The sequence below is a fragment of the Paenibacillus sp. FSL H3-0469 genome (assembly GCF_038051945.1).
In the GTDB taxonomy this organism is placed as follows: domain Bacteria; phylum Bacillota; class Bacilli; order Paenibacillales; family Paenibacillaceae; genus Paenibacillus_AQ.
The window spans coordinates 5,861,447-5,883,231 of sequence record NZ_CP150302.1; the positions used below are offsets into that span (position 1 = coordinate 5,861,447).

Below are 21,785 nucleotides of genomic sequence, written 5' to 3' on the forward strand. Positions count from 1 at the left end.
GTTCGGTTTATCACATACAATTTGTTCCAATGTGCCTCCGAGTGCAGCAGATGCGGGCCAAACACATCAACGAGGTGCACTAGTGCACCTGAATTCAGCAGACGCGGGGAAAATGAACGAATGAGGTGCACTAGTGCACCTGAATTCCCCGGATATGCGCTAAATAAACAAAGGAGGGGCATTAACGCCCCTCCTTATTCCACCACACTCCTATTCCATCAGAGCCGATAAAGCCGATGCTCCGTGAGCCAGCTGATCAGCTCTTCCATGCATTGCTCCGCTGTACGCTCCGCAGTGTGCAGTGTCAGCTCCGGGTCTGCCGGAGCTTCATAAGGATCGGAGATCCCGGTGAAGGCCGGGATCTCCCCGGAGCGGGCCTTGGCGTACAGCCCTTTGACATCCCGCGCTTCGCAGACGGGGAGCGGGCAGTCCACATAGACCTCGACGAAGCCCGGCAATTCCTGCCGGGCATAGCTGCGCATCTCGGCATAAGGGCTGATTACCGAGACTACGGTAATCACGCCATGCAGGTTCAGCATCCCGGCGAGGTAGACCGCCCTGCGGATGTTCTCGAACCGGTCCTCGCGGCTGAAGCTGAGTCCCCGTCCCAGGCTGCGCCGCAGCTCATCCCCGTCCAGCCATTCCACCGCCTGCCCCTGCTCCCGGAGCCGGTCTGTAAGCAGCGCGGCAAGCGTAGACTTGCCCGCCCCCGACAGACCGGTAAGCCATATCGTTATGCCAGTAGGTGTGTGGGCATGTACCTGTGCCGTCATTGCTCAGTCCTCCCGTCTCCGCGGCCAGCCGCCGATTGCAGGCTCTCCGCGCCGTAAGGAATACGCTCCAGCAGGCCGGAGCCGTAGATCTGCTCCAGGCCCAGCTCCGGCATATGAATATAGCCAATGTAACAGTCGCAGACTTTCATCCGGCAGCTCCGCTGGGCAGCCAGCCCTTCCAGCCCGTCACGGTAGAGGTTGCCGATGACCGCGCGGTCCTTGTAGCAGCGCTTCACTAGCCCCGGCCCTTGCACATAGAACACGCTGTTGCCGGCATTACAGCTCGCGCCGAGGCTGTCGTAGTCCATCGCATTAATCTGGAAATGCGGATCGATGCCGCTAAGGAAGCTTATATCCTCCGGGGTATAATAATCCGGCTTGTCCTTGTAGGCATTCACCCACAGATAGACGTCCTCCGGCAAGGCCGCGCGCAGCGAGGCGATAGCCGGGAAGGCGCTATGCACCCCCACACTGCCCACACTGAAAGGAATGTCCTGCCGGTATACCTGCATACACTGTGCCAGGAACTTGTCCTCGCTTACCTGACCCGGATGATAAGTCGCCCAGAAGGCCGTCTTGGCCGGGTTCAGCTCTGCGGTGAAGTCAAGCCGGGCCGACAGATTGGTCTGGATGGCGACCTTGTCCACATGCTCCATATGGGACAGCGTAATCAGCGCCTCCCGGTACCAGCGGTGCGTCAAGCCCTCGCCATACGGATTGAAAAAGATAGACAGGCGGTGGCCTGCTGCCCCCTGCTCCGCTACCCAACGGACGAAGGTCTCAAGACCTGCGCGGTCTTTGGCGAGGGTGGCGGCACTGTCTTTGGTTTTGCCGAAGGGGCAGTAAGGGCAGTCATAGTTACAGGAGGAGAGGGAACCCCGGTAGTAGAGGACTGCCTTCATGGCAGGACGAACTCCTTCATCTGCTCGCGGATCTCGCCGGAGATGAACCAGTCACCGATGGAGTCGGAGTACCCCAGTCCATCTGGAGTCAGCCGCAGAATGCCCTCATCATCCGTGGCGAACCCGCTTTGTACCAACAGGCCAAGCTCAGGATGGTCCTCCCACAGCGTAGTCCCGAACCGCTGGCTATAATCCGCAATCGTCAGCCCTTCGCTGTGCAGGATTGCTTTTAGAATGAACCGGCGTTTCTGCTCGTCCAGGCTCAGTACGATGCCATAATCGGCTGTATCATAACGCTCTGCGGCAACATAATCCGCGATAATGCTCTCCGTGGCCTTGCGGCTGACGCCGTAGCGGGAGGCATAATGCACATTCCGGGTATAAGACCGCGCGCCGCAGCCGAGACCGACCATCCCTTCCTCCTGGCAGCTGTAGTCGAGAATATCCTTGCCGGTTCCGGCATCCTCTTTGGCGAATCTGCGCATGGAGTATTGGCGGTAGCCACGCTCTGCCAGTACTGCACGTGCTGCTTCATAGCATTCATGACGGATATCCAGCTGATTCACCAGGTCGCCCGGCTTCACAATCGTATGCTCACGGGTGTAGAGCGGATAGAGGAAGATTTCCTCCGGTTCATGCAATAGCGCCTGGTTCAGCGAATAGAGCCAGGAGTCCACCGTTTGCCCCGGGAGACCGTAGATCAAGTCCAGATTGAGGATGGGAAAATCAAACTGTCCCAGCAGCTCCAGCGCACGGTACACCACCTCCGGGTCCTGCGGGCGGTAGATCGCAGCCGACTCGGCGGCCACGAAGCTCTGGATGCCCATGCTGACGCGGTCCACGGTGTGCTCCTTCAGAATCGTCAGCTTCTCCTCCGTCAGCGTCTCGGGTGAGGTTTCCACAGAGATAGAGGTGGTTCTAAGATCAACCCCCATGATATCCGTTGCAATCCTGAACAGCCGGTTCAGCTGCGCAGGAGCAAGGAGACTGGGGGTCCCGCCGCCGATGGCGAAGCGCGCGTAAGGCTTGTGACGGGTGAAGGCTGCCCACTGCCGGGCCTGCCGTTCCAGCGCATCCACATATTCGGCGTGGACATTCGCTCTTTTATCAGGCAGCGTGAACAGGTTGCAGAAGCCGCAGCGCGCGCCGCAGAACGGGATATGCATATATAAGAAAAAACTCTCCGCAGGCTCATCCCCCCACAGCTCCTCTAAAGGAAGGGGGGACGCGAACTCGCGGTAAGCGGTTTTGTGCGGATAGGAATAGAGATAATTGCGGTAAGGATGGGCCGTGATCTGCTCCGTCCATTGCTGAAGCTCCCCAGAGGAGAAGGGAGGGTGTCCGTCTTGGTTCATGTGATGCAGAGATTGCCGGATGGACGTCATACGTTCTCCTTCCTTGTGCGGGATCGAAATTTCAGTTCAATGCTTATAAAATAAATTCCCGGTACGGAACATTCCATACCGTGTCATGCGCCAGCCGGTGGCCCTGATAGCCGTCCTCGCCGTAAGCCGTACCGTGATCGGAAAAAGCCAGACAGAATACCGGATTGCCCCGCTTCCGGAACGCATCGAACAGACGCCCCAGCTCCCCGTCGGCATATCGCAGCGCTGCGCGCTGGCTGTCCACTGAGTCCTTGCGCGCACCCGGCAGAAACATATGGTTCGGGCCATGGATCGCCGAGACATTCATGAACAGGAACAGCCGCTGGTCCAGCGGGGTGCTGCCGAGCAGCTTTAGCGCGTGATTCACCTGATGCTCCGTCGAGCGCGGGTTCGTGACCCCGAAGGTCATCCGCCAGTAGCTCTGCTGGAAATAACCGGGGAGGACGCGGGCGAGGGGCACTTTTTTGCTGAAAAAGATCACGCCCCCGATACACACCGTCTGATAACCCGCCGCTGCCAGCCCCGACACCATGTCCGGTGTATCGAACAGCCAGGTATGGGGATGGGTCTTCATCCCGGTATTCCTGGAGTGGAACAGCCGCACATGCTCAGCCTTGTTCGTGTTCGCCGGAGTGGGCAGGAAGCCGCCGAAGAAGGCATGATGGGCCGCATACGTGAAGCTGCCGGGGGTATGCCGCTTCTCCCAGGGACCGCTGCCGCACAGATTGGGGCAATTCGCCTCCTCCAGCACAGCCGCATCGTAGCGCAGAGTATCGAGTGTAATCATTAATATATCATGGGTGCCGACGATGGCATTCATATCGGTCATGGGGCCGGATTCCTCCTAAGACAGCTGCTTCATTTCCCATTCGTAGGTGCTGCAGCCTTGGTATTCAACATCGTACAACAAGTCGCCAAAAGGATTCACATCCGCCGTATACGTCTGCCCGGTGCTTCCAACCAGCACATCGATGCCCGCGACGGAACAGTTCGGAAAAGCGGCCAGCGAAGCCTCCGCTGTCCGGCGTACCTCCGCTTGCTGCGCTTCGGTCAGCCCGGCTTCCGCCGGGGTCATCCGCCGGCTGCGCAGATGCAGATTCGTAATCGGTGTGGTGCTGACCCTGGCGACAGCGTGGCAGGCTTCTCCAGCGACAACCAGCTGGCGGATGTCGAAGGAATGCCCGTCCCTGCCGGGCTTCGGAATCCACTGCTCGGCATAGGCGCCGTGGCGGTAGAGCCAGTTAATGATGCCGGCAAGGCGGGCAGAATCTGTATAGCGCTGCAGCTTGCCGGAATTATAATACACCGGGGGCCGGGTGATATAGCTCTCGACCCCGATGGTAGTGACCGCTGACTCAGCTCCCGTGGCCGGGTTCAGCTGATAAGCAATCACGCCGGAAGCGGCGGAGCCGCTGGCCAGCTTGATGAATACGCGGTGCATCCGCTGCGACAGCATCAGCTCGCGCAGGGAGGCGTAGTCCACGGGGACTTGTCCGCCGCTGCCGCGGAGCGGCCGGGGAACAGACACGCCGGACTCAGCCAGAATCTGCTGGGTCCGGCGCTTGTCCGTCATGGCTGCGATCTCTGCCGGGTCGTTGGTCCAGCGGGAGGCGGGCAGGAGCTGCCCAGCCTCCTGCCGGAGCCGCGCCAGCAGGCGGCAGTAGCCGCGGAACCACTGGGACGGGTGATGCAGCACGCCGGGCAGATCCTTCAGGGCGGAGGCCGCTTTGAAGCTTAGCGGCCGCAGGTCCGGCTGCTGCCCGAACGGGTGCAGCGAGTCGTCCGCGTCCGGCGCATCCGGTGCGCCCAGCGCGATAAGCGCCCGCTCCAGCGCGAAGCTGCCGCCGGGGGACTCGAGCCGCAGCAGCGGGGGGTATGCTGCGGCGGCGGGCTCCAGCGCGGAGTGCGCGCTGAAGCTGCCTCCTGGAGAATCGGGCCGCAGGCGCTGCGCCTGCGTTCCGTCCACAGCCTGCTCCAGCAGATCAGCCAGCGGCTGGCCCTCCAGCAGCCCGGCGTAGGGAATCAGCAGCGCCGGGGGCATCCCGAGACGCGAGCGCGCCTGCTGGATACCGGCCGAGCGCCGGTCGCCGGGCTGGCAGAAGACAATCAGCGGCTCTGCGGTCTGCATTATTCTGTGATTGACGGATAACGCCAGTCATCATCGTCATCGGCCTGCTGCTGGTCGCTGACATCGACCGGCAAGCCGCTGTTCTTCAGACGCAGCAGCATCTCGTCAGACATGAAGTGATGGCTCAGATTGAGCAGCTTCAGTCCCTTGACCCGCTCGCTGGCAAGCAGCGCCTCTGCGCCGGTGTCGCTAAGCGTTCCCAGTGACATATCCAGGGTATGGAGCTGGTCCAGAATCGGCGCATCCGCCAGGGCTGCGGCAATTTCGTCCTGTATCTCACTGTTTTTGAGTCCGAGATAGGTTAGCTTAGGGAATTTCCCAGGCTCGATCAGCGGCAGAAGGTCCTCCAGCCCGCCGTCGAAGCCGTAATTGTCCACCCCAAGATAGAGTTCGAGCTTCTGCAGGTTAGGCAGAGTGGAAGCGGCGATATCCGCCAGCACATCCTTGCCAAGTCCGCCTGTAATGATAATCAGCTCTTCGAGCTTGTCGTGCTGCAGCTGGCTCAGACGCAGACCGGTACCGCCTTGTGCAGTCAGGGATTGCAGCTCAGGATAAGCGGGCAGCAGCGGTGAGAGATCGGTCTGGTTAATCCACGAAATTTCACATTCCTCATAGCTCATGTCCCCGATGAACAGCTTACGGAGTGCCGGGAAGTTTGCTTTATGCTTCACCAGAGCCTCGACGACAAGCTCCGAACTCTGCTCATAAGCTTGTCCCCAGTCGCCAATCGTCAGGCTGGTCAGGGTAGCCGCTTCTGGGCTGCTGCTTAAGCGTTCAATCTCCGTCTCCATCCGTTTGCCTTCCTCAAATGCATCATAATCAATACTGAGCTTCACTGCTGTCATGAACAATCCCTCCCGGAAAATAGTACCTTCCAAATCACCCTAACATGTAGGGTGAGGGAGAGTCAAATAACAGAGGAACAAGTGTCCCTATTTGCCTGTTAACTCCTGTAACCACGGGGGTGTACGGGTCAAATGTAATCGAAAAACCGACCACATTGGGCGTGGCGGTGGCGTGTGGTCCGAATGTAATCGAAAAACCGATCACATTTAGCGTGGCCGTGGGCGCGTGATCCGAATGTAATCGGAAAACCGATCACATTTGGCACGGCGGTGGTGTGTGGTCCCAATGTAATCTAAAAACCGATCACATTCGGCGCAGCGGTGGCGCGGCGGGGGTTGCCGTGAAGGATGCGCCCCAGAGCGCAAAAAAGCACTATCCGCCCGTCCGGGGGAATAGTGCTCTGCATGATTTACACCCAGCCGAACAGCCGCGCTGCCGAAGCCACCGCGAAGGTTACGCCGATAGCGATGGCGAGCGGGATTACAGCGGAGAGCACAGCCCATTTCAGGCTTTTGGTCTCCTTGTAGATGTTCACGAGTGTGGTGCCGCAAGGATAGTGGAGCAGGGAGAACAGCATCATATTCAGCGCCGTCAGCCAGGTCCAGCCGTGGCTCAGGAAGATGTCCTTAATGCTGCCGAGACCCTCGATATCGACCATGGCCCCGGAGGACATGTAGCCCATCAGCAGGATAGGCAGTACAATCTCGTTAGCGGGCAGGCCGAGGATGAAGGCCATAATAATGAAGCCGTCCATGCCGAGCAGCTGCGCGAACGGATCGAACCAGGCCGCCATATGATTCAGCACACTCTCCCCGCCGACAAATACATTGCCGAGAATCCAGGTGATGATCCCTGCCGGAGCGGCCACGACGATGGCGCGGGTCAGCACATTGAGGGACTTTTCCTTGGAGGAGCGGACAATGGTCTTCCAGATCTGCGGGCGGCGGTAAGGCGGCAGCTCCAGGGTGTAGTGAGTTGGCACACCGCGCAGCGCGGTTTTGGACATGATCCACGATACGCTCAGGGTGACAACAATTCCGACCAGCACGATCCCCATCAGCACCAGCGCAGTGGAGAAGGTACGCAGTGCCCCGGTGGTGGCCGCGCCGACCATGAACATGGAGGAGAGCAGGATAAGCGTAGGCCAGCGGCCGTTGCACGGGACGAAGTTGTTGGTCAGAATGGCCAGCATCCGTTCGCGGGGCGATTCAATAATGCGGGTGGACAGAATAGCGGCAGCGTTGCAGCCGAAGCCCATCGACATCGTCAGGGCCTGCTTGCCATGCCCACCGGATTTCTTGAACAAGCGGTCCATATTAAAAGCCACCCGGGGCAGATAGCCGAAGTTCTCCAGCAGCGCGAACACCGGGAAGAAAATCATCATAGGCGGCAGCATGACGCTGATGACCCATGAGGTGCCGCGGTACAGTCCCAGCACAAGGACGCCGTGCAGCCAGGCGGGGGCATGAACAGCCTCGAAGCCGGCGGTCAGATAGCCTTCAATCCAGCTGAAGAGGGAAGCAATCCAGCCGGAAGGATAGTTGGCGCCGGCAATGGTAATCCAGAATACCAGACCAAGGCCGGCGAGCATAATAGGGAAGCCCCAGATCTTCGAAGTGACGATATTATCCAGCTTGTAGGTGCTGCCTAGCTTCTTCTTATCGTGATAAGTAACGGCATCGCTGCAGATTCCGGCCGATACGCCGTAGATTCCGCTGACGATCTCGTCGCGGACCGCGCCTTTGTCTGCCAGCTTCTTCGCGGTTGCGAGCAGGGAATCAAGCGGGTCCTGGCCGTTAATGGCATGCGGTGACTCCATGGCGGGCTACCTCCTTCGCTACAGATATACCCTTGCGTCCCATATGGGCTTTGAGGGAAGCCAGCAGGCTGTGGTCACCGTCCAGCAGGCGCAGGGCAATCCAGCGTGCCGGATATCTGGCACCGACTGTCTGCTCCACCATGGGGATCAGTTCGGCAATGCCTTGCTCAATCTCTTCGCCATAGGTAATCTTCAGCGGTTCTGCCCTGAACTCACCGGTAGCTACGCGTGCGATCTGATCCAGCAGCGCTTCAATACCGGTCCCGTTGCGGGCCGAAATGGCCGTGACAGGCACACCGAGGCGCTCCGCCATCCGCTTCAGATTAATATCAATGCCCAGCCGCTTGGCTTCATCGATCAGGTTGATGCAGACCACCGCGCGTCCCGTAATCTCCAGTACCTGCAGGGCCAGATTGAGGTTGCGCTCCAGTGATGTGGCATCCAGAACCACCAGCGTTACATCCGGCTCTTCAAAAATAATATAGTCCCGGGCCGCCTCTTCATCGGCGGAATTGGAGTAGAGCGAATAGGTGCCGGGAAGGTCAACGGCCCGGTAGGTATGCTCCTTGTGGGTGAACCGCCCTTCAGCGGTGACTACGGTTTTGCCGGCCCAGTTGCCGGTGTGCTGGCGCATCCCGGTCAACAGGTTGAACAGCGTGCTTTTGCCTGTATTGGGGTTGCCCGCAAAAGCTACGATATACTCGCTCATCCTTCTCCGCCTCCAATCAGTTCGCCATAAATGAGGGAACTCTCTTCCCGCCGCAGGGCAATGGTCGTATTGCTGATCCGGTAAGCCGTAGGGTCGCCGAGCGGGCTGCGCCGCAGCACTTCTACACGGTTCCCGGTGACAAATCCGAGATCAAGCAATCTTCTCCGCAGCACACCCTGGACCTCGATGCCGCTGATCCGCAGCGTGCTGCCGTTCGTAGCTTCAGACAATGGAATTACGGCTCCGGCCATAAGCACTCCCACTTTCGTATGAATAATGAATGAATAGTTATAGTTATCCTTAAGTATGAAATATGCATTTGTATAGTATATTGTGCAGGGAACAAAATATTGCATCCTGCCACAAGATTAGTATACGTAAATAAATTTGTCCTTGCAACAATAATGTTTCCTTAGGGAAAGATAAATAGAGCAAGATTTATCAAAAGTGTTTCCGGTACCTAATATATACTTTGAGTTGTGGAGGGGGTGAGAGTAATGCACTACCAATTGATTCACAAGAGCATCGAATTTATTGAGCAGCATTTGGAAGAGGATTTGGATTTGGAGAAGGTGGCTAAGGCAGCAGGGTTGTCCAAATATCATTTTCACCGGGTTTTCCGGAAATATGTGAACAAAAATGTCCATGAATATATCCGGGCCCGCCGTCTCAGCCAAGCCGCCAATCTCCTGCTGTACTCCGAGACGCGTATTCTTGAGATTGCGCTGCAGTACGGCTTTGAGAGCCAGGAGGCTTTTACAAGAGCTTTCAAGGAAATCTATGATTTGCCGCCTGCGCTGTACAGATCGCAGGTGAGACTATTGATTCAGGAAAGAGAGGTATTTACAATGTCAGAGATTACAGGCTGGTATATAACAGGTACTCAACCGGACAACTATAAGGTAGAGATTGATCCCCGCGTCTGCTATAAGACAAGTCCCTCCATGCATCTTCATTCGAATGAAGAGGCTGCGCAGGACGACAATGGTTTTGGAACCTTAATGCAGCAGTTTCAGGCAAGAGAGTATCGGGGGAAGCGGATGCGCTTCTCCGGGTTCGTAAGAACGGAGGATGTCACCGGCTGGAGCGGCCTGTGGATGAGAGTGGATGATAATCAGCAGAATATGCTGGCTTTTGATAACATGCAGAACCGGAGCATACAAGGTACCACGGAATGGAACCACTATGCCTGCGTAATGGATATTCCGTCGGAAGCCGACGTAATCAATATCGGAATCCTGCTGAGCGGAACCGGACAGGTATGGCTGGGCGAATGTGAATTCGAGGAAGTAGGCAAGGATGTACCCGTAACGGATGGCTCTACAGGTGCAGTGAACCTTCCGTCCGGGCCGCAGAATCTGAAGTTCGACCAGCAGCAACAGCCGGAGCAATCTGCTTCAAGCTGAACGCTGTAACCGGCCCCGCACCCAGATCGACAGGGCCAGCAGCAGCGGAATGGCGACCTGGAATACCGGGTCAAGCTTAAGGCTTGGCCCGAGGCCGATGGCGATATGCTGGGTGTAATCCCGTTCGAGGAATGAGGAACCGTAGATGACGGCCCCCACAGGGAAGACCCACCATTTGGCCGGTTTGCCGGTCAGCTCTGCAAGAGCTTTTACGGAACAGAAGTAGAAGAGCATCATCTTGATCAGCAGCCCCAGGAAGAGCTGGATGGTGACGAGAATATCAAGCCGTTCGACGAATTTGAGGTTGGACAGCACCCGGACGGTTTTGAGAAAAGGCAGCTGGCTCACTCCCGCAATCGCCGGGCCGAGGACGGCCACATTCAGCGCATTCATGAAGATCAGGAACGCGCTGATGATCAGGTAGGCGTTCACTGTGTATTTTACAGGCATACCGGGCTTCTCCCATAACGTCCATAGCATCAGAAACACAATCATCTGCCCGAAGGGAAACGAGACGATCTCCGGCAGCGCCGCTTGCAGCACCGGCATCAACCCGCCCTCCATCACCGGCGTCAGACGGCTGAAATCGATCACTCCCATGATGGCCAGCATCAGAACAAGCAGAAAATAGAAGAACAGCATGACTGGAAGCAGCACCTCAGGCAGCCTGAAGACGACCTCCGCCCCCTTCCAAATGGCATATAAGGCCAGCAGCACGAACACCAGCATCGTAATGGCCATCGGGGTTCTCGGCAGCATGGTCATCGCCGTCAGCTCGCCGAGATCGCGGACATTGCGCATGGACTGATAAGCGAAGTACAAGCTGTACACCGCGCCGATGAACGCCCCGGGAGCTGTGCCGAAATGAGCTTTGAGCATTCCAATCAGGTCCGCGCCCGGAGACCGGTGCTGAATCCACATCAGCACAAGGAGAAGGGCGAAGCCCGCCGCTGAACCTGCACACATCGCCAGCCAGGAATCCTGCTTGGCGGTGCCCCCCAGCAGGAACAGCGGCGTGCTGCCGATTTCAAAGAGCATAATCATGAACGCAATCTGCAGGGAAGAGACCTGTTCTTTGACCTGTTTGTTGTTCACCATAAGGTTCTCAGCCTCCTAACCAATAGATAATGGCTCTGCCCACAGGCTGAAAGAGCGCCGTATACAGGAGGCCCAGTGACAGATGAGGAGTATCGGTAATACCGCATATATTAAGATAAGCCCCGTACGCCATAATGCAGCCAAGTAAGAGCCGCCGCCGGCGGTGCCCTTCTCCGCGCAGCATTCTCCATCCCCACCCGTAGGCCAGCACATACAGTAGAAGAGTAATAGCTATTTTCATAGATATGCTCCTTTACTTCTGCTGGACAGACTTGAACGATTTGTTGCTGAGTCCGGTCCGTTCCATCTCAATGGAGACCTGCGGGCGGAGCTCGATCTCCTGAAAGACGCTGTCCCAGCTCTTCTCCTGCTCAATCTGCTTCCAGCGCTTCGGATCGCTCCGGTGTACTCTCACAGCAAAACCGGTGACGTCTGCCTTCAGCCGCTTGACCTCTGTCCAGGCGTTATTCATTAGCTCCAGCACCCGTTGCTCCAGAGATTCCTCCATCTCACTGATCGCCTTGCGGTCGTTCAGATCCATGATGCTGCCAAGCTCCGTCAGCACACCGCTGCCCTTCACGTTAACCTCCATCACATAATGATCCTTGGCCCAGACAGGGCGTATGGTGGTGGCCGAATTCTGCAGGACGAAGGATGCGTCGAGCTTGTCGCTTGCTGCCGGCCGGGAGGGGAAGGCGATGGTGGCAGAATCAACATTATCGGTCAGAAAAGAAAGTCCGAATGCCTGCTTCTGGCTGAGCCAGCCCGCGAACGTATCTCCTTTAATGACGCCCAGCCTTCCCAGCGCCAGCCGCGAGGGCAGGTCGGTAACTGCGGTCTCACTGGTCTCATCCATCGTCTGGGAGCCGGTCAGCAGAATCTCCGGCAACACCGCGCTTTTGGACTCAGAGGCCAGCGCCATCGCCAGTTCATACAGGCGGGTTCCCGGATAGTAGGACAAGAGTCTTGATTCCTGTTCAATCATGAGCTGGATGCCGGCGCCCTGATTCTTGGTCATCTGCATCAGCTGATCCAGAATCATTCCGGCATCGCCCTGGGAGATAAAGACAAAGACCGTCTCCCGGGCATCCTGCTTGCGCAGGAACATATCAATCAGCTGATTGATTCCGTGTCTGGCCAGGCTCTCGCCGATGACGGTAATTCTGGAGTGGGAGAAGAACATCTCCCGCGTACTGGTCAGATTCGTCCGTTCAATGGCCTCCATAATCGTCCGGCCCTTGACGGTGAACGTGAGGAAGGGCGGCGAGCTGGTGCTGCCCCCTCCGCTGCCGCCCATCCCGCTGGCCCCTGAGGAGGGGTTAATGACCTGATAGGTCGCCTTCCATTGATTGTTCTCCCAGTCATAGGCGGAACCGGAGGTAATACCCAGCTCGTTAAGCTCCCGGTCATCCCAACAGCCGGAGAGCAGGAGGGAGAGAAGCGGGAGAAGGGGCAGAAGGCGCAGCAGCTTGCCAGGTTTGTTCATCATGTCTCCAGCCCCTTCCGTTTAGACCGGGCCTTGTGCAATCTGTTCAGCAAGACTGCGCCCAGCGGTACCAGAACGTTGAACAGGAAGAAGACCACGAACCGCCCTTCCTCGTTATAGACATTCAGCTTTGCGGAGCTTTTCCAGGAGAACAGGCACTCCAGAGCAATGATCAGACCCAGTGCGCCGATGAAGGGCCGGCTGCTGCTGACCCGGAAGGTCTGCTTGAAGCATTCCACCGTCACGAACAGGAAGATGGCGAATTTGAGATAGATTGACAGCACCCAATATGAGATGAAGAGAATATCGAGCTTCTCTATGAACCGGCCGATCCGGAGGATGCTGATGGTAGCGAAGCCAGGGTAGCTGCTCAGCTTAATGAATTCCGGGCCGAAGACCATCAGGGCTGTGATCAGGGAGAACATCATCAGTGCGGCCACGAACAGCAGGCCTGTCCAGCCGATAATCTTGGCCCGCTGCGGATATTGCAGGTAAGGGGCCAGGAACAGCAGCACCGCCACTTCAGACATCCATGCAGTTGGTGTCAGGCTTGCCAGGGTGATCTCAGCCAGATTATGATCGAACATGGGCAGCAGATGATGCACATTCAGATCATTATAGAGCCCGAACAGATACAGCGGTACGAAGAACAGATACAGCAGAATCACCAGACTGTTCACTCTGGCAATCGCTTCAAGTCCCTGCCTGACCATATAGATAGTGATGAAGAGAATGAGTATGACCAGCACCGTGACCGGGGTGTTAATCAGAACATTGTCTTTAACGAAATTGACGAACTCCCGCAGAATGGTTGCGGTGGTGTCCAGGTAGAACTGGAGCATCAGCAGACCCAGGATGACTGCAACCACCGGGGAGCTTTTCTCCCCGACCCACTCCAGAAAAGGAGCGCCGTTACTGTTCTGAATCACCGCCCCGACGATCCATGCAATGAGCAGCCCCGCTGCGGTAGACATGATAATTGCCAGTGGAGCGTCCTGCTCTGCATAGGTACTGATAATGATAGGCAGCACGACAGTGGCCGTCGGCAGGATGGTATTGACGACAAGCATGGCGGCTTGGGTGGTGCCGATTTTTCCATTCATGCTGGACCCTCTCCCTGCGGCTTAGGCTGTGCCGGTGATGGATTAGCTGCATTTTCAACGGGCTGCGGCTTCTGGTTAGGGGCTTGTCTGCGGGTCTCCTTGCCCAAATTGGTCTTGGGACGCATATTCATGCTCCACAGCGGAACACGGATGAAGATGTCCTTCAGATAACGCGGAATCATGGGCGCAACCGGAGACAGATAGGGCACGCCGAAGGAGCGCAGACCCGCCATATGAATCAGCAGCACCATCAGGAAGGACATAATGCCGAACAGACCGAGCGAGGCAGCGATGAACATCATCACGAAGCGGATCAGCCGGATGGAGTTGGCGATGGCCAGTGACGGAATCACGAAGTTCGAGATGGCGGTAAAAGAAACCACAATGACCATCGCCGCCGAGACCAGCCCGGCTTGAACGGCAGCCTGCCCCAGCACCAGCGCACCGACGATGGAGATGGCCGGCCCGATGGTCCGCGGCATACGTACCCCCGCTTCACGCAGGACGTCGAAGGTCAGCTCCATCAGCAGCGCCTCAGCAAATGCGGGGAGCGGAACGCCTTCCCGTTGGGCAGCCAGACTTATAAGCAGGGTGGTCGGCAGCATCTCCTGGTGAAAGGTAGTAACGGCAATATAAAGTGCAGGCAGCAGCATAGAGACGAAGAATGCACCATAGCGGATCAGCCGCAGGAAGGAGGAAATATCATACCGCTGGTAATAATCCTCGCTGGATTGAAAAAAGTTGAAGAAGGTGGACGGGGCCAGCAGCGCAAAGGGAGTGCCGTCAATGATAATCCCGACCTGGCCTTCCAGAATGCCTCCGGCCATAGCGTCGGGACGTTCGGTATTCTGAATGGTGGGAAAGGGCGTCAGGCCGCCGTCTTGAATGAATTCTTCAATATAATTGCTCTCCAGAATGGCATCGGTATTGATGGCGTTCAGCCGGCGGCGGATTTCGGCCAGCACCTGTTCACTGGCGAGGCCCTTCAGATAGACAAGAGCAATTCCGGTCCCGGTACGCTGGCCGATGGTATATTCCTCAATCCGCAGATCGGCGGTTTTCAAGCGGCGGCGCAGCATGGAGGTTCCGGTGCGCAGGCTCTCGGTGAAGCCTTCCTTCGGTCCGCGGATAACTCCCTGGGAGGTTGGCTCATTAATGCTTCTTTTCTCCCAGCCGGAGGTGTCGGCGGCCAGTGCGACCTGAAGACCCTCGAACAGTATCAGGGTATAGCCGTCAAACAGCAGGGGCAGCAGCACCTCCAGAGTCCGGGCCTCCTTAACTCCCCCAACCGGCAGGATATACTCCTTTATTAGATTAAAGGCAGCCTCTGTGGTCATCCCATCTCCGTTCAGCGTGCTGTTCCCCATCAAGGACTGGAGGACCGCCTGGTTGACGGTATCGGCGTTGACCAGACCGTCAATATAGATGAAGGCAAGGGAAAGCGGAGGCTCAGCTTCGCTCTTATAATGGCGGATGACAATATCCGAGCTGCTGCCGATCCGATGGCTCAATTCATGCAAATTATCCTCAAGGGAGAGCTTCAGCGGAAGCGGTGCAGGCACGAAGGTATCTACAGGATCTTGGGTAGTCTTACGGCTCTTCTTCGGTTGTTGAGGCATCCTGGGCACCCCTTTCTGCTGGAATCTGGATGTGTTGGCGTATTATCCCCCAGAGACCTATTCCTTATTCTGCCTGATTGCAGATTGAACTGAACGCGTATAACAGCAACTGGAATCAAAAAAGAAACCGCCCCTCAGGAATGGCAGCTTCGCAGCATTCCATAAAGGCAGTTTCATAAACACTTTAGATTTACACTCTAAGCTGGGTATATTATTTAGTCTGAACAACCAGAGCGTTGCTGATCAGGCGTCCCGGAGTCGTCAGGTACTTGCCGTTGTAATATAGGCCGCTGGAGGCGCCGCCATCGAGGTTCATCGCCTGGTAGGCTCCGGCCTGCTTCATAATTTCCGCCAGCTGGGGAATCGTTGCCCCGCCGGAGGTCAGCAGAATCAGCTTATGATCGCGGGTGATGCCCAGCGCGCTGCGGGAGCCTCCGCCGGTCAGGATTTTGGGGTCCCGGAAGCCTTCCCCCGCCACATTCAGCGCGACCTTCCCGTTAACCAGCAGCCGTGGTCCTGCCTGAAGCGCGCCGAGAATGGAACCGGAATCGAAGCGTGCCTTGAATTCACTGCCCGGAATGAGCTCAGCGAGCATATTGCGGTCGTAAGCGAAGACCGCCCGTTTGTCTCCAGAGCTGTTCTTCAGCATCTTGCCGCCGCTGATGATGTAGCCGTAAGGAGCCTTGAAGGCATCATTGGTATACGCGGCGAAGAACGTGCCGTTGATCGCGGCGACGGCATTGCTGCGCTTGGCGATGCTGGCAAGAGCTTCAGTCTTGCCGACAGTATTCCCGGCCAGAACGGCATCCAGCCTCACCGAAGGATGCAGCAGGGAGACTGTGACCGTCTGGACGCTGAAGGAGCGGCTGCCGACCTTGTAGGTATGATGTCCGCTGATTACAGCAGGCGAGCCGCTCTTAATCAGGCTGCCGTTCTGTACAGGCAGGGTGGCTGTCTCTGCGGTTCCTGTATCCGCTCCGCTTGTCAGCGTAAGCGATCCGGCCTCCTTATTCCACTGGAGCTGTATGCCGAGTGTCTGGCTTACAAGAGACAAGGGGACGTAGGTGGTCCCGTTCTCACTGAAAGGCCGCACACTTACGGTAACGGGCTTGCCGTTGACGGAAGCCCCGGGCTTGCCTGGAGTGAAGGTAATGGAATTCTCACCGCGTGACAGCTGGATCTGGCCGCCGGAAGCGGTGAGCACAGATTGGATGCCGGCGAAGCCGTTCAGGAAGCGGAGCGGGATGAAGGAATGATTCTCCTTGTCCACATATACGGCAAGCTTGGGCTGCGGTGCCGCAGCGGCACCGGATTGCATGGCTGGAAGAAGGACAGCCAGCAGACAGAAGGCGGTAAAGAGGGTGAGCAGTTTTTTCATGATACACAAAATCTCCTTTGGATTATAGCAGGTTAATCTGCAGGTTAGGATGATTCTGGAACAGACCCCAGAATGCAGCACTTGAGCTACCATCATATAATCGTCTCCCGTTACCGTCAATGGAGCATGCATCCAGCAGCGGGTTGGTTTATAATGGGATCACATTAGAATATCTGCATATAAGGGTGGTAGCGATCATGACAAGAATAGGCTTAATCCGGCACGGCAGCACACGCTGGAATCAAGAGGGGCGGGTCCAGGGCCACACGGATAATCCTCTGGACGAGGAAGGCTTCCGGCAGGCTGGCGTGCTTGCGGAGCGGCTAAGCGGTGAAGCGTGGGATTATATCTATTCAAGCGATTTGCTGCGGGCCAGACAGACGGCGGAGACCATCGCCGGGAGATTGGGTATCCCGCTGGCCGGTCTGCTTCCGGACATCCGGGAGATGAACGGCGGATTAATTGAAGGAACCACAGAGCACGAGCGGATCGAGCGCTTTGGCAGCCAGTGGAAGACGATGGATCTGAAGCTGGAGAGTCAGGAGATGGCCCGTGAGCGTGGCGTGCGGGCGATTGAAGAGCTTGCTGCGCGCCATCCCGGCAGCAATGTGCTGGTAGTCAGCCACGGAGCTATTCTACGGAGTACGCTGGCTGGACTTGTGCCCTCCCTGGATGTAAGTGTGCTGCTGAAGAACACCTCTATCACCTGCCTGGTCAAAGAGAATGATAGCTGGAGCTGTGAATTGTACAACAGCGCGGAGCATATGGACGGATAGACGTGGATATTTTCAGAGCATTTCATTACAATAAAGCGCCGGTCCTGCCGATAATAGGCTTAGTGCTATCCGGTGGGGGGGGAGATTTATGTCCAGCATCTCCTGCCGGCGTTGTTCAGAATTTGTTCAGTCTATTCCTGTACAGTAGCGCTTGAAAGCGATAAATTCATAAATTCATTGATAGGTTGAAGGAGGGCATAAGACTAGTGGAAGAGGCCCGCAATTATATGCTGACGATTCTATCCATACTTATAGGAGTACTGACCGTATATAGCACGCTTAGACTGACAAGGGATTTCGCCAGACAACCGCAAAGAACCCGGGCGGTCCGCTCGAGCCTTGTGGTACTGGTAATTAGTGCCGGGCTTGGTTGCATGCATCTGCTGGGCAGAAGAGCCTTAACCGGCTTTACTACAGAAGGCAAAAGCCTGTTGATCTCTTTGTTCCTGTACATGCTGACACTTGCCGGTATTCTGTATCTGTTCCTGCGGATGCGCATGATCCTTGGGGAGCGTGAGCAGCTTAAGGAATTGGCATACCGGGATACGCTGACCGGCCTGCTGAATAAGAACGGAATGGATCATTTCTGGGATCATTGCAAAGTAAGCGAGCAGCTTGCGGTATTATATCTGGACCTGAACCGGTTCAAATCGATTAATGATACCCTCGGCCATCATACAGGGGATCTGTTACTGGAGGCCGTTGGAACCAGCCTGCAGCAATTCACCTGCAAGGGCAAGCGGCATATTTTTCGGGTGGGCGGAGATGAATTTGTCATTATCGCCAAACGCTACAGCCGCAAGGAGGCGGAACAGCTTGCCCTTAAGGTTCTGGAGCGCATCACCCGTACCTATAAGCTGGAGAGCCATGAATTATTCGTGTCCGCGAGTGTCGGGATCACGATAAGCCAGGGCCGGATCGATCCGAAGCAACTGCTTCAGGAGGCGGATTCGGCTATGTACAGTGCCAAGCAACTGGGAAGCGGACGTTGTGCCGTATACAAGCAGGAGGGCCGTATTCCTTCCGTGAAGCTGGTCAGCAGCTCAAGAGCACAATAAGGTGTATAAGTAGCCTGCGCCATCCTATGGACAGCGCAGCCGTGTTACATAAGTCAGACGCCTCTGGCAGCCAAAAGCCCGGCCAGAACATCCGGATGATCGGTAATGATCCCTGCTACCTCAGCATCGATTAATGCCTGCATCCGCTCGGGATCATTAACCGTCCACGGATGATAGGCAATGCCTTTCTCCGCAGCGGCATTCACGAACTCCGGCAGCACTGAGGAATGATGGGCATGGAGCGCATCCGCCTGCAAGGTAGCCGCGTAATTCCAAGGACGGTACAGTCCCTCGCCGTAGAGAATACCCGTACGGATCTCCGGTGCCAGCGACTTGCAGTAGGCCAGGGAATAATGATTGAAGCTGGAGATTACCACCCGCTCACTCATCCCCTGCTCCCGGACAGCGGCGATTACCTTCTCTTCCATGCCGGGATAGAGGAAGGTCCCGTTCTTCAGCTCTATATTCAGAATCGTCTCCCGGCCCTGCAGCAGATCCAGCAGCTCGTCCAGTGTCGGAATCCGTTCTCCAGCGAACTCAGGGCTGAACCAGGAGCCTGCGTCCACCTCCAGCATCTCACGAAGCGTCTTATCCTTCACATAACCGCTGCCTGAAGTGGTGCGGTTAAGACTCTCATCATGGATGACTACTACTGCTCCGTCACTGGTCATTTGTACGTCGGTCTCAATGCCGGTTGCACCAAGCTCCAGACCCTTGCGGAAGGCCGCCATTGTGTTCTCCGGGGCGGCTGCGGATGCGCCGCGATGCGCGAAATTAATGATGTTCATATCGGGTAGTTCCCTCCATCTCTATGATGTAATGCAGCCCGTAGTGTCCGGGCCCCTTATAGTATATTCCACATCACATCAAGAAACCCTGTCCCCTGCTCTATAAAGGACGGGTTTCTTGAATAGACAACAACTATACTACCTACAGAAAGAAGCGATATAGCTTGAAGTTTTGTCTGGAATGCGGAAAGCCTTTGGTTATGAAGGAATGCAACGGAGAAGGAGAGGTGCCCTACTGTGAAGCCTGCGCCGTCTTCAGATTCCCTGTGTTCAGCACAGCGATGAGTACAGCCGTAATGAACCGGGGACTCGATAGAATCCTGCTTATCCAGCAGTATAAGCGCAAGGATTACATTCTGCTCGCCGGGTACGTGAATAAGGGAGAGAATGCCGAAGCGGCCCTGATCCGTGAAGTGAAGGAAGAAGCGGGGCTTGAGGTGATTGCTTATGAATATATGCGCAGCCAGTATTTCGCCCCGTCTAATACATTAATGCTCAATTACATCAGTGTGGCTGACACGGAGGACCTGAGTGCCATGAGCGACGAGCTGGACCACGCAGCCTGGTTCACACTGGATGAAGCTGCGGACGCCATATTAGCAGGCAGCCTCGCGGAGAGCTTCCTGCTTACAATTATTGATAAGCTGAGACAGGGGCGGGCTCTGGAGGATTTTACAGCGGTTGTCCGGTAATTAATAGATATATATTATTCAAGAGGTGGTTGTTCTTTAGGGGCATTTGGCTTAGCGTAACGGACACAGGGGCTCTTATCCGGGAAGAAAGTTGTCACTTGGGCGATTAACGGACCGCAAGGACCTTATCCCCTGCAATTCAGCTCCAAAACGTCTCGCGGAAAGACGGTAAGGTCGCCTGAGTCCTTTACGCTGCAAAAGGTGGCGTTCTCGTGGGGATAAGGTCTCTTCGGTCCGTCAGATTTATACTTGTGAGAAATACATTAAGTACAGTAACCCATCACTTTCCGTACCCCGATTATGGTACTAACGGTATGCTTAATTGTACTCTGGAGTCAATTTCATAATTCAGTTTGCTAAATAGCAAGATTTGGCCAAAATCTAAAATCAATTTTTAAAAAATCAGGCTACTTGCTGGGAGTCTTTCAACTGTTGGTTCAACTTGTCTAACGCAAACTTGCTCAAATTGTACGCGAGCGTACTGAGCTGGAAATCGACACTTGCCCGGACACCGCGGTGGCGTGTGCGTTTCAACCCGAAATACTCTTTGAGATAGGCAAATACACGCTCCACGGCCGTCCGCTTGTTGTATAGCGTGGTAAAACTTTCGCTGCCTCTGGCGGGATAGGTATGCAAACGCAAATCCGTTTGGATGCGAATTTTAAACACTTTTTGGCAAGAGGTACCGGACAGCGCACAGCCTTGGCATTCACTAGGCCGGGTGTACTTCAGGGTCTCATATTTGGCCTCAAAACTGTCGTAACGGTACGCATGCCCTTGAGCGCACACCGGCGTGTAATCCAGATTCATTCCCGCAGGCGGGTCTTTGTGGTGAATCAGAGAAATCGCAGGATAGGCGCCGAGCGAATGAATCAACTGGTAGATTGCCGCGCAGTCGTAGCCCTTGTCGCCCAAGATATGCTTGACCTTTAGCATGGGAAACTTCAGGAGCAGGCCTTTGAGAAGGACGACCGCCATACGCTGGTCATTCGGATGGGCTGAACTCCAGAGGCCGCTTAGGATATACTGGCTGTCCGTGTCGACCAGCAGATTCGCCTTGAACCCGTAATAGCTGGTCATTCGGCCCTTCGTATTTTTCTTGTCACAACGCGCAGCATGCCGGGGCAACGCGGTCAGCAGTTCATCGTACGTGTAGGGCAACATCGCTTCAATGGTTTTCTGGAACGGTCCGAGACTTTGTTCATAAGCTTCCATTTCCTCGCGCCGACGTTCCTTTTCCGCCGGGGACGGACGACCAGGCTTGCTATACCTGGGTTTCTTCAGCGGCTTGTTCACCGTCTTCGGCTCAGGCTCGGAATGTTCGAGCTGAAGTTGTTCAGCCACCGGAGCTTCACCTTTCTTTTGCTCCCGGCGAGCCGCACGACGCTTGGAGGCCGATTCGCTAAATTGGCAATCCCACGCCTCGACCATGGAGGAATCCACAGCAAGATGGGTGCCGCTCACAAACCCTTCTTCTAGGGCAGATGTGACTAGGCGATCCTGCAGTTGTTCCAGCATTCCCGTTTGCTCCAGCGCATGAATCAAACGAGAATAGGAGGCCTGGCTGGGAATGTTGTCCGAGCCCGTAAACCGGCACTGGACTCGAAATTCGTTGCTATGATTCAATCGCCGGACCAAGGCAGAGACAAACTCGATGTTCTCCATTTTAGCAATCAGCAGCGAGTAGATCATGGCAGGTACGTTTAATTTTTCAGGCCGTCCGCGATGGCTCTTTTTCCCCAGTGCGAATAGAACTGGAGCTAAATGTAAGTGTTCAAAGATTTGGCTGTATTTATCTTCCGGAGCCATCTGGAGCAAT

General features: G+C 56.0%; 21 protein-coding genes. 4 read left to right on the plus strand and 17 right to left on the minus strand.

The features are described 5' to 3' along the window. Positions 1-218: 218 nt before the first annotated feature. The 9 genes from cysC to NSS83_RS25630 form a co-directional block, all read right to left on the minus strand. Positions 219-773: an adenylyl-sulfate kinase gene (gene cysC / locus NSS83_RS25590; RefSeq protein ID WP_341346771.1), complete on the minus strand. Its 555-nt coding sequence runs from the start codon at positions 771-773 to the stop codon at positions 219-221. Continuing rightward, complete coding sequence (locus NSS83_RS25595; RefSeq protein ID WP_341346772.1) at positions 770-1,675, minus strand: STM4011 family radical SAM protein; 906 nt, start codon at positions 1,673-1,675, stop codon at positions 770-772. Before NSS83_RS25595 ends, cysC begins: the two co-directional genes overlap by 4 nt. Continuing rightward, positions 1,672-3,060, minus strand: coding sequence for an STM4012 family radical SAM protein (locus NSS83_RS25600; RefSeq protein WP_341346773.1), 1,389 nt, complete (start codon positions 3,058-3,060; stop codon positions 1,672-1,674). The genes NSS83_RS25595 and NSS83_RS25600 overlap by 4 nt, the downstream gene beginning before the upstream one ends. 43 nt (positions 3,061-3,103) lie before the next feature. After that, a complete protein-coding gene (locus tag NSS83_RS25605; RefSeq protein ID WP_341346774.1) occupies positions 3,104-3,889 on the minus strand; it encodes an STM4013/SEN3800 family hydrolase in 786 nt (261 codons plus the stop codon). A gap of 15 nt (positions 3,890-3,904) precedes the next feature. Further along, positions 3,905-5,188 carry an STM4014 family protein gene (locus tag NSS83_RS25610; protein WP_341346775.1) on the minus strand — a complete coding sequence of 428 codons (1,284 nt, stop codon included), beginning with the start codon at positions 5,186-5,188 and terminating at the stop codon, positions 3,905-3,907. Continuing rightward, positions 5,188-6,033 carry an STM4015 family protein gene (locus tag NSS83_RS25615; RefSeq protein ID WP_341346776.1) on the minus strand — a complete coding sequence of 282 codons (846 nt, stop codon included), beginning with the start codon at positions 6,031-6,033 and terminating at the stop codon, positions 5,188-5,190. Before NSS83_RS25615 ends, NSS83_RS25610 begins: the two co-directional genes overlap by 1 nt. 410 nt (positions 6,034-6,443) lie before the next feature. Further along, positions 6,444-7,853 (minus strand): nucleoside recognition domain-containing protein, encoded by a 1,410-nt coding sequence (locus NSS83_RS25620; protein ID WP_340756448.1) that lies wholly within the window; start codon positions 7,851-7,853, stop codon positions 6,444-6,446. After that, positions 7,831-8,562 carry a FeoB small GTPase domain-containing protein gene (locus NSS83_RS25625; RefSeq protein WP_341346777.1) on the minus strand — a complete coding sequence of 244 codons (732 nt, stop codon included), beginning with the start codon at positions 8,560-8,562 and terminating at the stop codon, positions 7,831-7,833. The genes NSS83_RS25620 and NSS83_RS25625 overlap by 23 nt, the downstream gene beginning before the upstream one ends. Beyond that, positions 8,559-8,813: a FeoA family protein gene (locus tag NSS83_RS25630; protein ID WP_341187200.1), complete on the minus strand. Its 255-nt coding sequence runs from the start codon at positions 8,811-8,813 to the stop codon at positions 8,559-8,561. The genes NSS83_RS25625 and NSS83_RS25630 overlap by 4 nt, the downstream gene beginning before the upstream one ends. A gap of 246 nt (positions 8,814-9,059) precedes the next feature. Here NSS83_RS25630 and NSS83_RS25635 point away from each other — a divergent pair, with 246 nt between their 5' ends. Next, positions 9,060-9,968 (plus strand): AraC family transcriptional regulator, encoded by a 909-nt coding sequence (locus NSS83_RS25635; protein ID WP_341346778.1) that lies wholly within the window; start codon positions 9,060-9,062, stop codon positions 9,966-9,968. On the opposite strand, the gene NSS83_RS25640 is transcribed toward NSS83_RS25635, so the two are convergent. From NSS83_RS25640 to NSS83_RS25665, 6 genes are all read right to left on the minus strand, one after another. Then, positions 9,960-11,066 (minus strand): endospore germination permease, encoded by a 1,107-nt coding sequence (locus NSS83_RS25640; RefSeq protein ID WP_341346779.1) that lies wholly within the window; start codon positions 11,064-11,066, stop codon positions 9,960-9,962. The genes NSS83_RS25635 and NSS83_RS25640 overlap by 9 nt on opposite strands. 7 nt (positions 11,067-11,073) lie before the next feature. After that, entirely contained in the window at positions 11,074-11,307 is a 234-nt protein-coding gene (locus NSS83_RS25645) for a hypothetical protein (protein WP_341187203.1), read from the minus strand. Positions 11,308-11,319: 12 nt separating this feature from the next. Then, complete coding sequence (locus tag NSS83_RS25650; protein WP_341346780.1) at positions 11,320-12,555, minus strand: Ger(x)C family spore germination protein; 1,236 nt, start codon at positions 12,553-12,555, stop codon at positions 11,320-11,322. Then, positions 12,552-13,655: an endospore germination permease gene (locus NSS83_RS25655; RefSeq protein WP_341346781.1), complete on the minus strand. Its 1,104-nt coding sequence runs from the start codon at positions 13,653-13,655 to the stop codon at positions 12,552-12,554. The genes NSS83_RS25650 and NSS83_RS25655 overlap by 4 nt, the downstream gene beginning before the upstream one ends. Further along, on the minus strand, positions 13,652-15,274 hold the full coding sequence (locus NSS83_RS25660) for a spore germination protein (RefSeq protein WP_341187206.1): 1,623 nt from the start codon (positions 15,272-15,274) through the stop codon (positions 13,652-13,654). Before NSS83_RS25660 ends, NSS83_RS25655 begins: the two co-directional genes overlap by 4 nt. Before the next feature lie 211 nt (positions 15,275-15,485). Then, positions 15,486-16,592 (minus strand): phosphodiester glycosidase family protein, encoded by a 1,107-nt coding sequence (locus tag NSS83_RS25665; protein ID WP_341348769.1) that lies wholly within the window; start codon positions 16,590-16,592, stop codon positions 15,486-15,488. 257 nt (positions 16,593-16,849) lie between these two features. On the opposite strand from NSS83_RS25665, the gene NSS83_RS25670 reads away from it, so the two are divergent. Both NSS83_RS25670 and NSS83_RS25675 read left to right on the plus strand, forming a co-directional pair. Continuing rightward, on the plus strand, positions 16,850-17,428 hold the full coding sequence (locus NSS83_RS25670; protein ID WP_341187207.1) for a histidine phosphatase family protein: 579 nt from the start codon (positions 16,850-16,852) through the stop codon (positions 17,426-17,428). 206 nt (positions 17,429-17,634) lie between these two features. Continuing rightward, on the plus strand, positions 17,635-18,486 hold the full coding sequence (locus tag NSS83_RS25675) for a GGDEF domain-containing protein (RefSeq protein ID WP_341187208.1): 852 nt from the start codon (positions 17,635-17,637) through the stop codon (positions 18,484-18,486). 53 nt (positions 18,487-18,539) lie between these two features. Here NSS83_RS25675 and NSS83_RS25680 read toward each other — a convergent pair whose 3' ends face one another. Further along, positions 18,540-19,274, minus strand: a complete 735-nt coding sequence (locus NSS83_RS25680) for a glycerophosphodiester phosphodiesterase (RefSeq protein ID WP_341187209.1) — start codon at positions 19,272-19,274, stop codon at positions 18,540-18,542. Between the two features lie 200 nt (positions 19,275-19,474). Here NSS83_RS25680 and NSS83_RS25685 point away from each other — a divergent pair, with 200 nt between their 5' ends. Beyond that, a complete protein-coding gene (locus NSS83_RS25685; RefSeq protein WP_341346782.1) occupies positions 19,475-19,966 on the plus strand; it encodes an NUDIX domain-containing protein in 492 nt (163 codons plus the stop codon). Positions 19,967-20,368: 402 nt separating this feature from the next. On the opposite strand, the gene NSS83_RS25690 is transcribed toward NSS83_RS25685, so the two are convergent. After that, complete coding sequence (locus tag NSS83_RS25690) at positions 20,369-21,775, minus strand: transposase (protein WP_341182742.1); 1,407 nt, start codon at positions 21,773-21,775, stop codon at positions 20,369-20,371. Positions 21,776-21,785 lie beyond the last annotated feature (10 nt).

Coding starts and splice junctions, on each gene's coding strand:
- cysC (WP_341346771.1), bottom strand. CDS start 773: ATGACGGCACAGGTACATGCCCACACACCTACTGGCATAACGATATGG.
- NSS83_RS25595 (WP_341346772.1), bottom strand. CDS start 1,675: ATGAAGGCAGTCCTCTACTACCGGGGTTCCCTCTCCTCCTGTAACTAT.
- NSS83_RS25600 (WP_341346773.1), bottom strand. CDS start 3,060: ATGACGTCCATCCGGCAATCTCTGCATCACATGAACCAAGACGGACAC.
- NSS83_RS25605 (WP_341346774.1), bottom strand. CDS start 3,889: ATGACCGATATGAATGCCATCGTCGGCACCCATGATATATTAATGATT.
- NSS83_RS25610 (WP_341346775.1), bottom strand. CDS start 5,188: ATGCAGACCGCAGAGCCGCTGATTGTCTTCTGCCAGCCCGGCGACCGG.
- NSS83_RS25615 (WP_341346776.1), bottom strand. CDS start 6,033: ATGACAGCAGTGAAGCTCAGTATTGATTATGATGCATTTGAGGAAGGC.
- NSS83_RS25620 (WP_340756448.1), bottom strand. CDS start 7,853: ATGGAGTCACCGCATGCCATTAACGGCCAGGACCCGCTTGATTCCCTG.
- NSS83_RS25625 (WP_341346777.1), bottom strand. CDS start 8,562: ATGAGCGAGTATATCGTAGCTTTTGCGGGCAACCCCAATACAGGCAAA.
- NSS83_RS25630 (WP_341187200.1), bottom strand. CDS start 8,813: ATGGCCGGAGCCGTAATTCCATTGTCTGAAGCTACGAACGGCAGCACG.
- NSS83_RS25635 (WP_341346778.1), top strand. CDS start 9,060: ATGCACTACCAATTGATTCACAAGAGCATCGAATTTATTGAGCAGCAT.
- NSS83_RS25640 (WP_341346779.1), bottom strand. CDS start 11,066: ATGGTGAACAACAAACAGGTCAAAGAACAGGTCTCTTCCCTGCAGATT.
- NSS83_RS25645 (WP_341187203.1), bottom strand. CDS start 11,307: ATGAAAATAGCTATTACTCTTCTACTGTATGTGCTGGCCTACGGGTGG.
- NSS83_RS25650 (WP_341346780.1), bottom strand. CDS start 12,555: ATGATGAACAAACCTGGCAAGCTGCTGCGCCTTCTGCCCCTTCTCCCG.
- NSS83_RS25655 (WP_341346781.1), bottom strand. CDS start 13,655: ATGAATGGAAAAATCGGCACCACCCAAGCCGCCATGCTTGTCGTCAAT.
- NSS83_RS25660 (WP_341187206.1), bottom strand. CDS start 15,274: ATGCCTCAACAACCGAAGAAGAGCCGTAAGACTACCCAAGATCCTGTA.
- NSS83_RS25665 (WP_341348769.1), bottom strand. CDS start 16,592: ATGCAATCCGGTGCCGCTGCGGCACCGCAGCCCAAGCTTGCCGTATAT.
- NSS83_RS25670 (WP_341187207.1), top strand. CDS start 16,850: ATGACAAGAATAGGCTTAATCCGGCACGGCAGCACACGCTGGAATCAA.
- NSS83_RS25680 (WP_341187209.1), bottom strand. CDS start 19,274: ATGAACATCATTAATTTCGCGCATCGCGGCGCATCCGCAGCCGCCCCG.
- NSS83_RS25685 (WP_341346782.1), top strand. CDS start 19,475: ATGAAGGAATGCAACGGAGAAGGAGAGGTGCCCTACTGTGAAGCCTGC.
- NSS83_RS25690 (WP_341182742.1), bottom strand. CDS start 21,775: ATGGCTCCGGAAGATAAATACAGCCAAATCTTTGAACACTTACATTTA.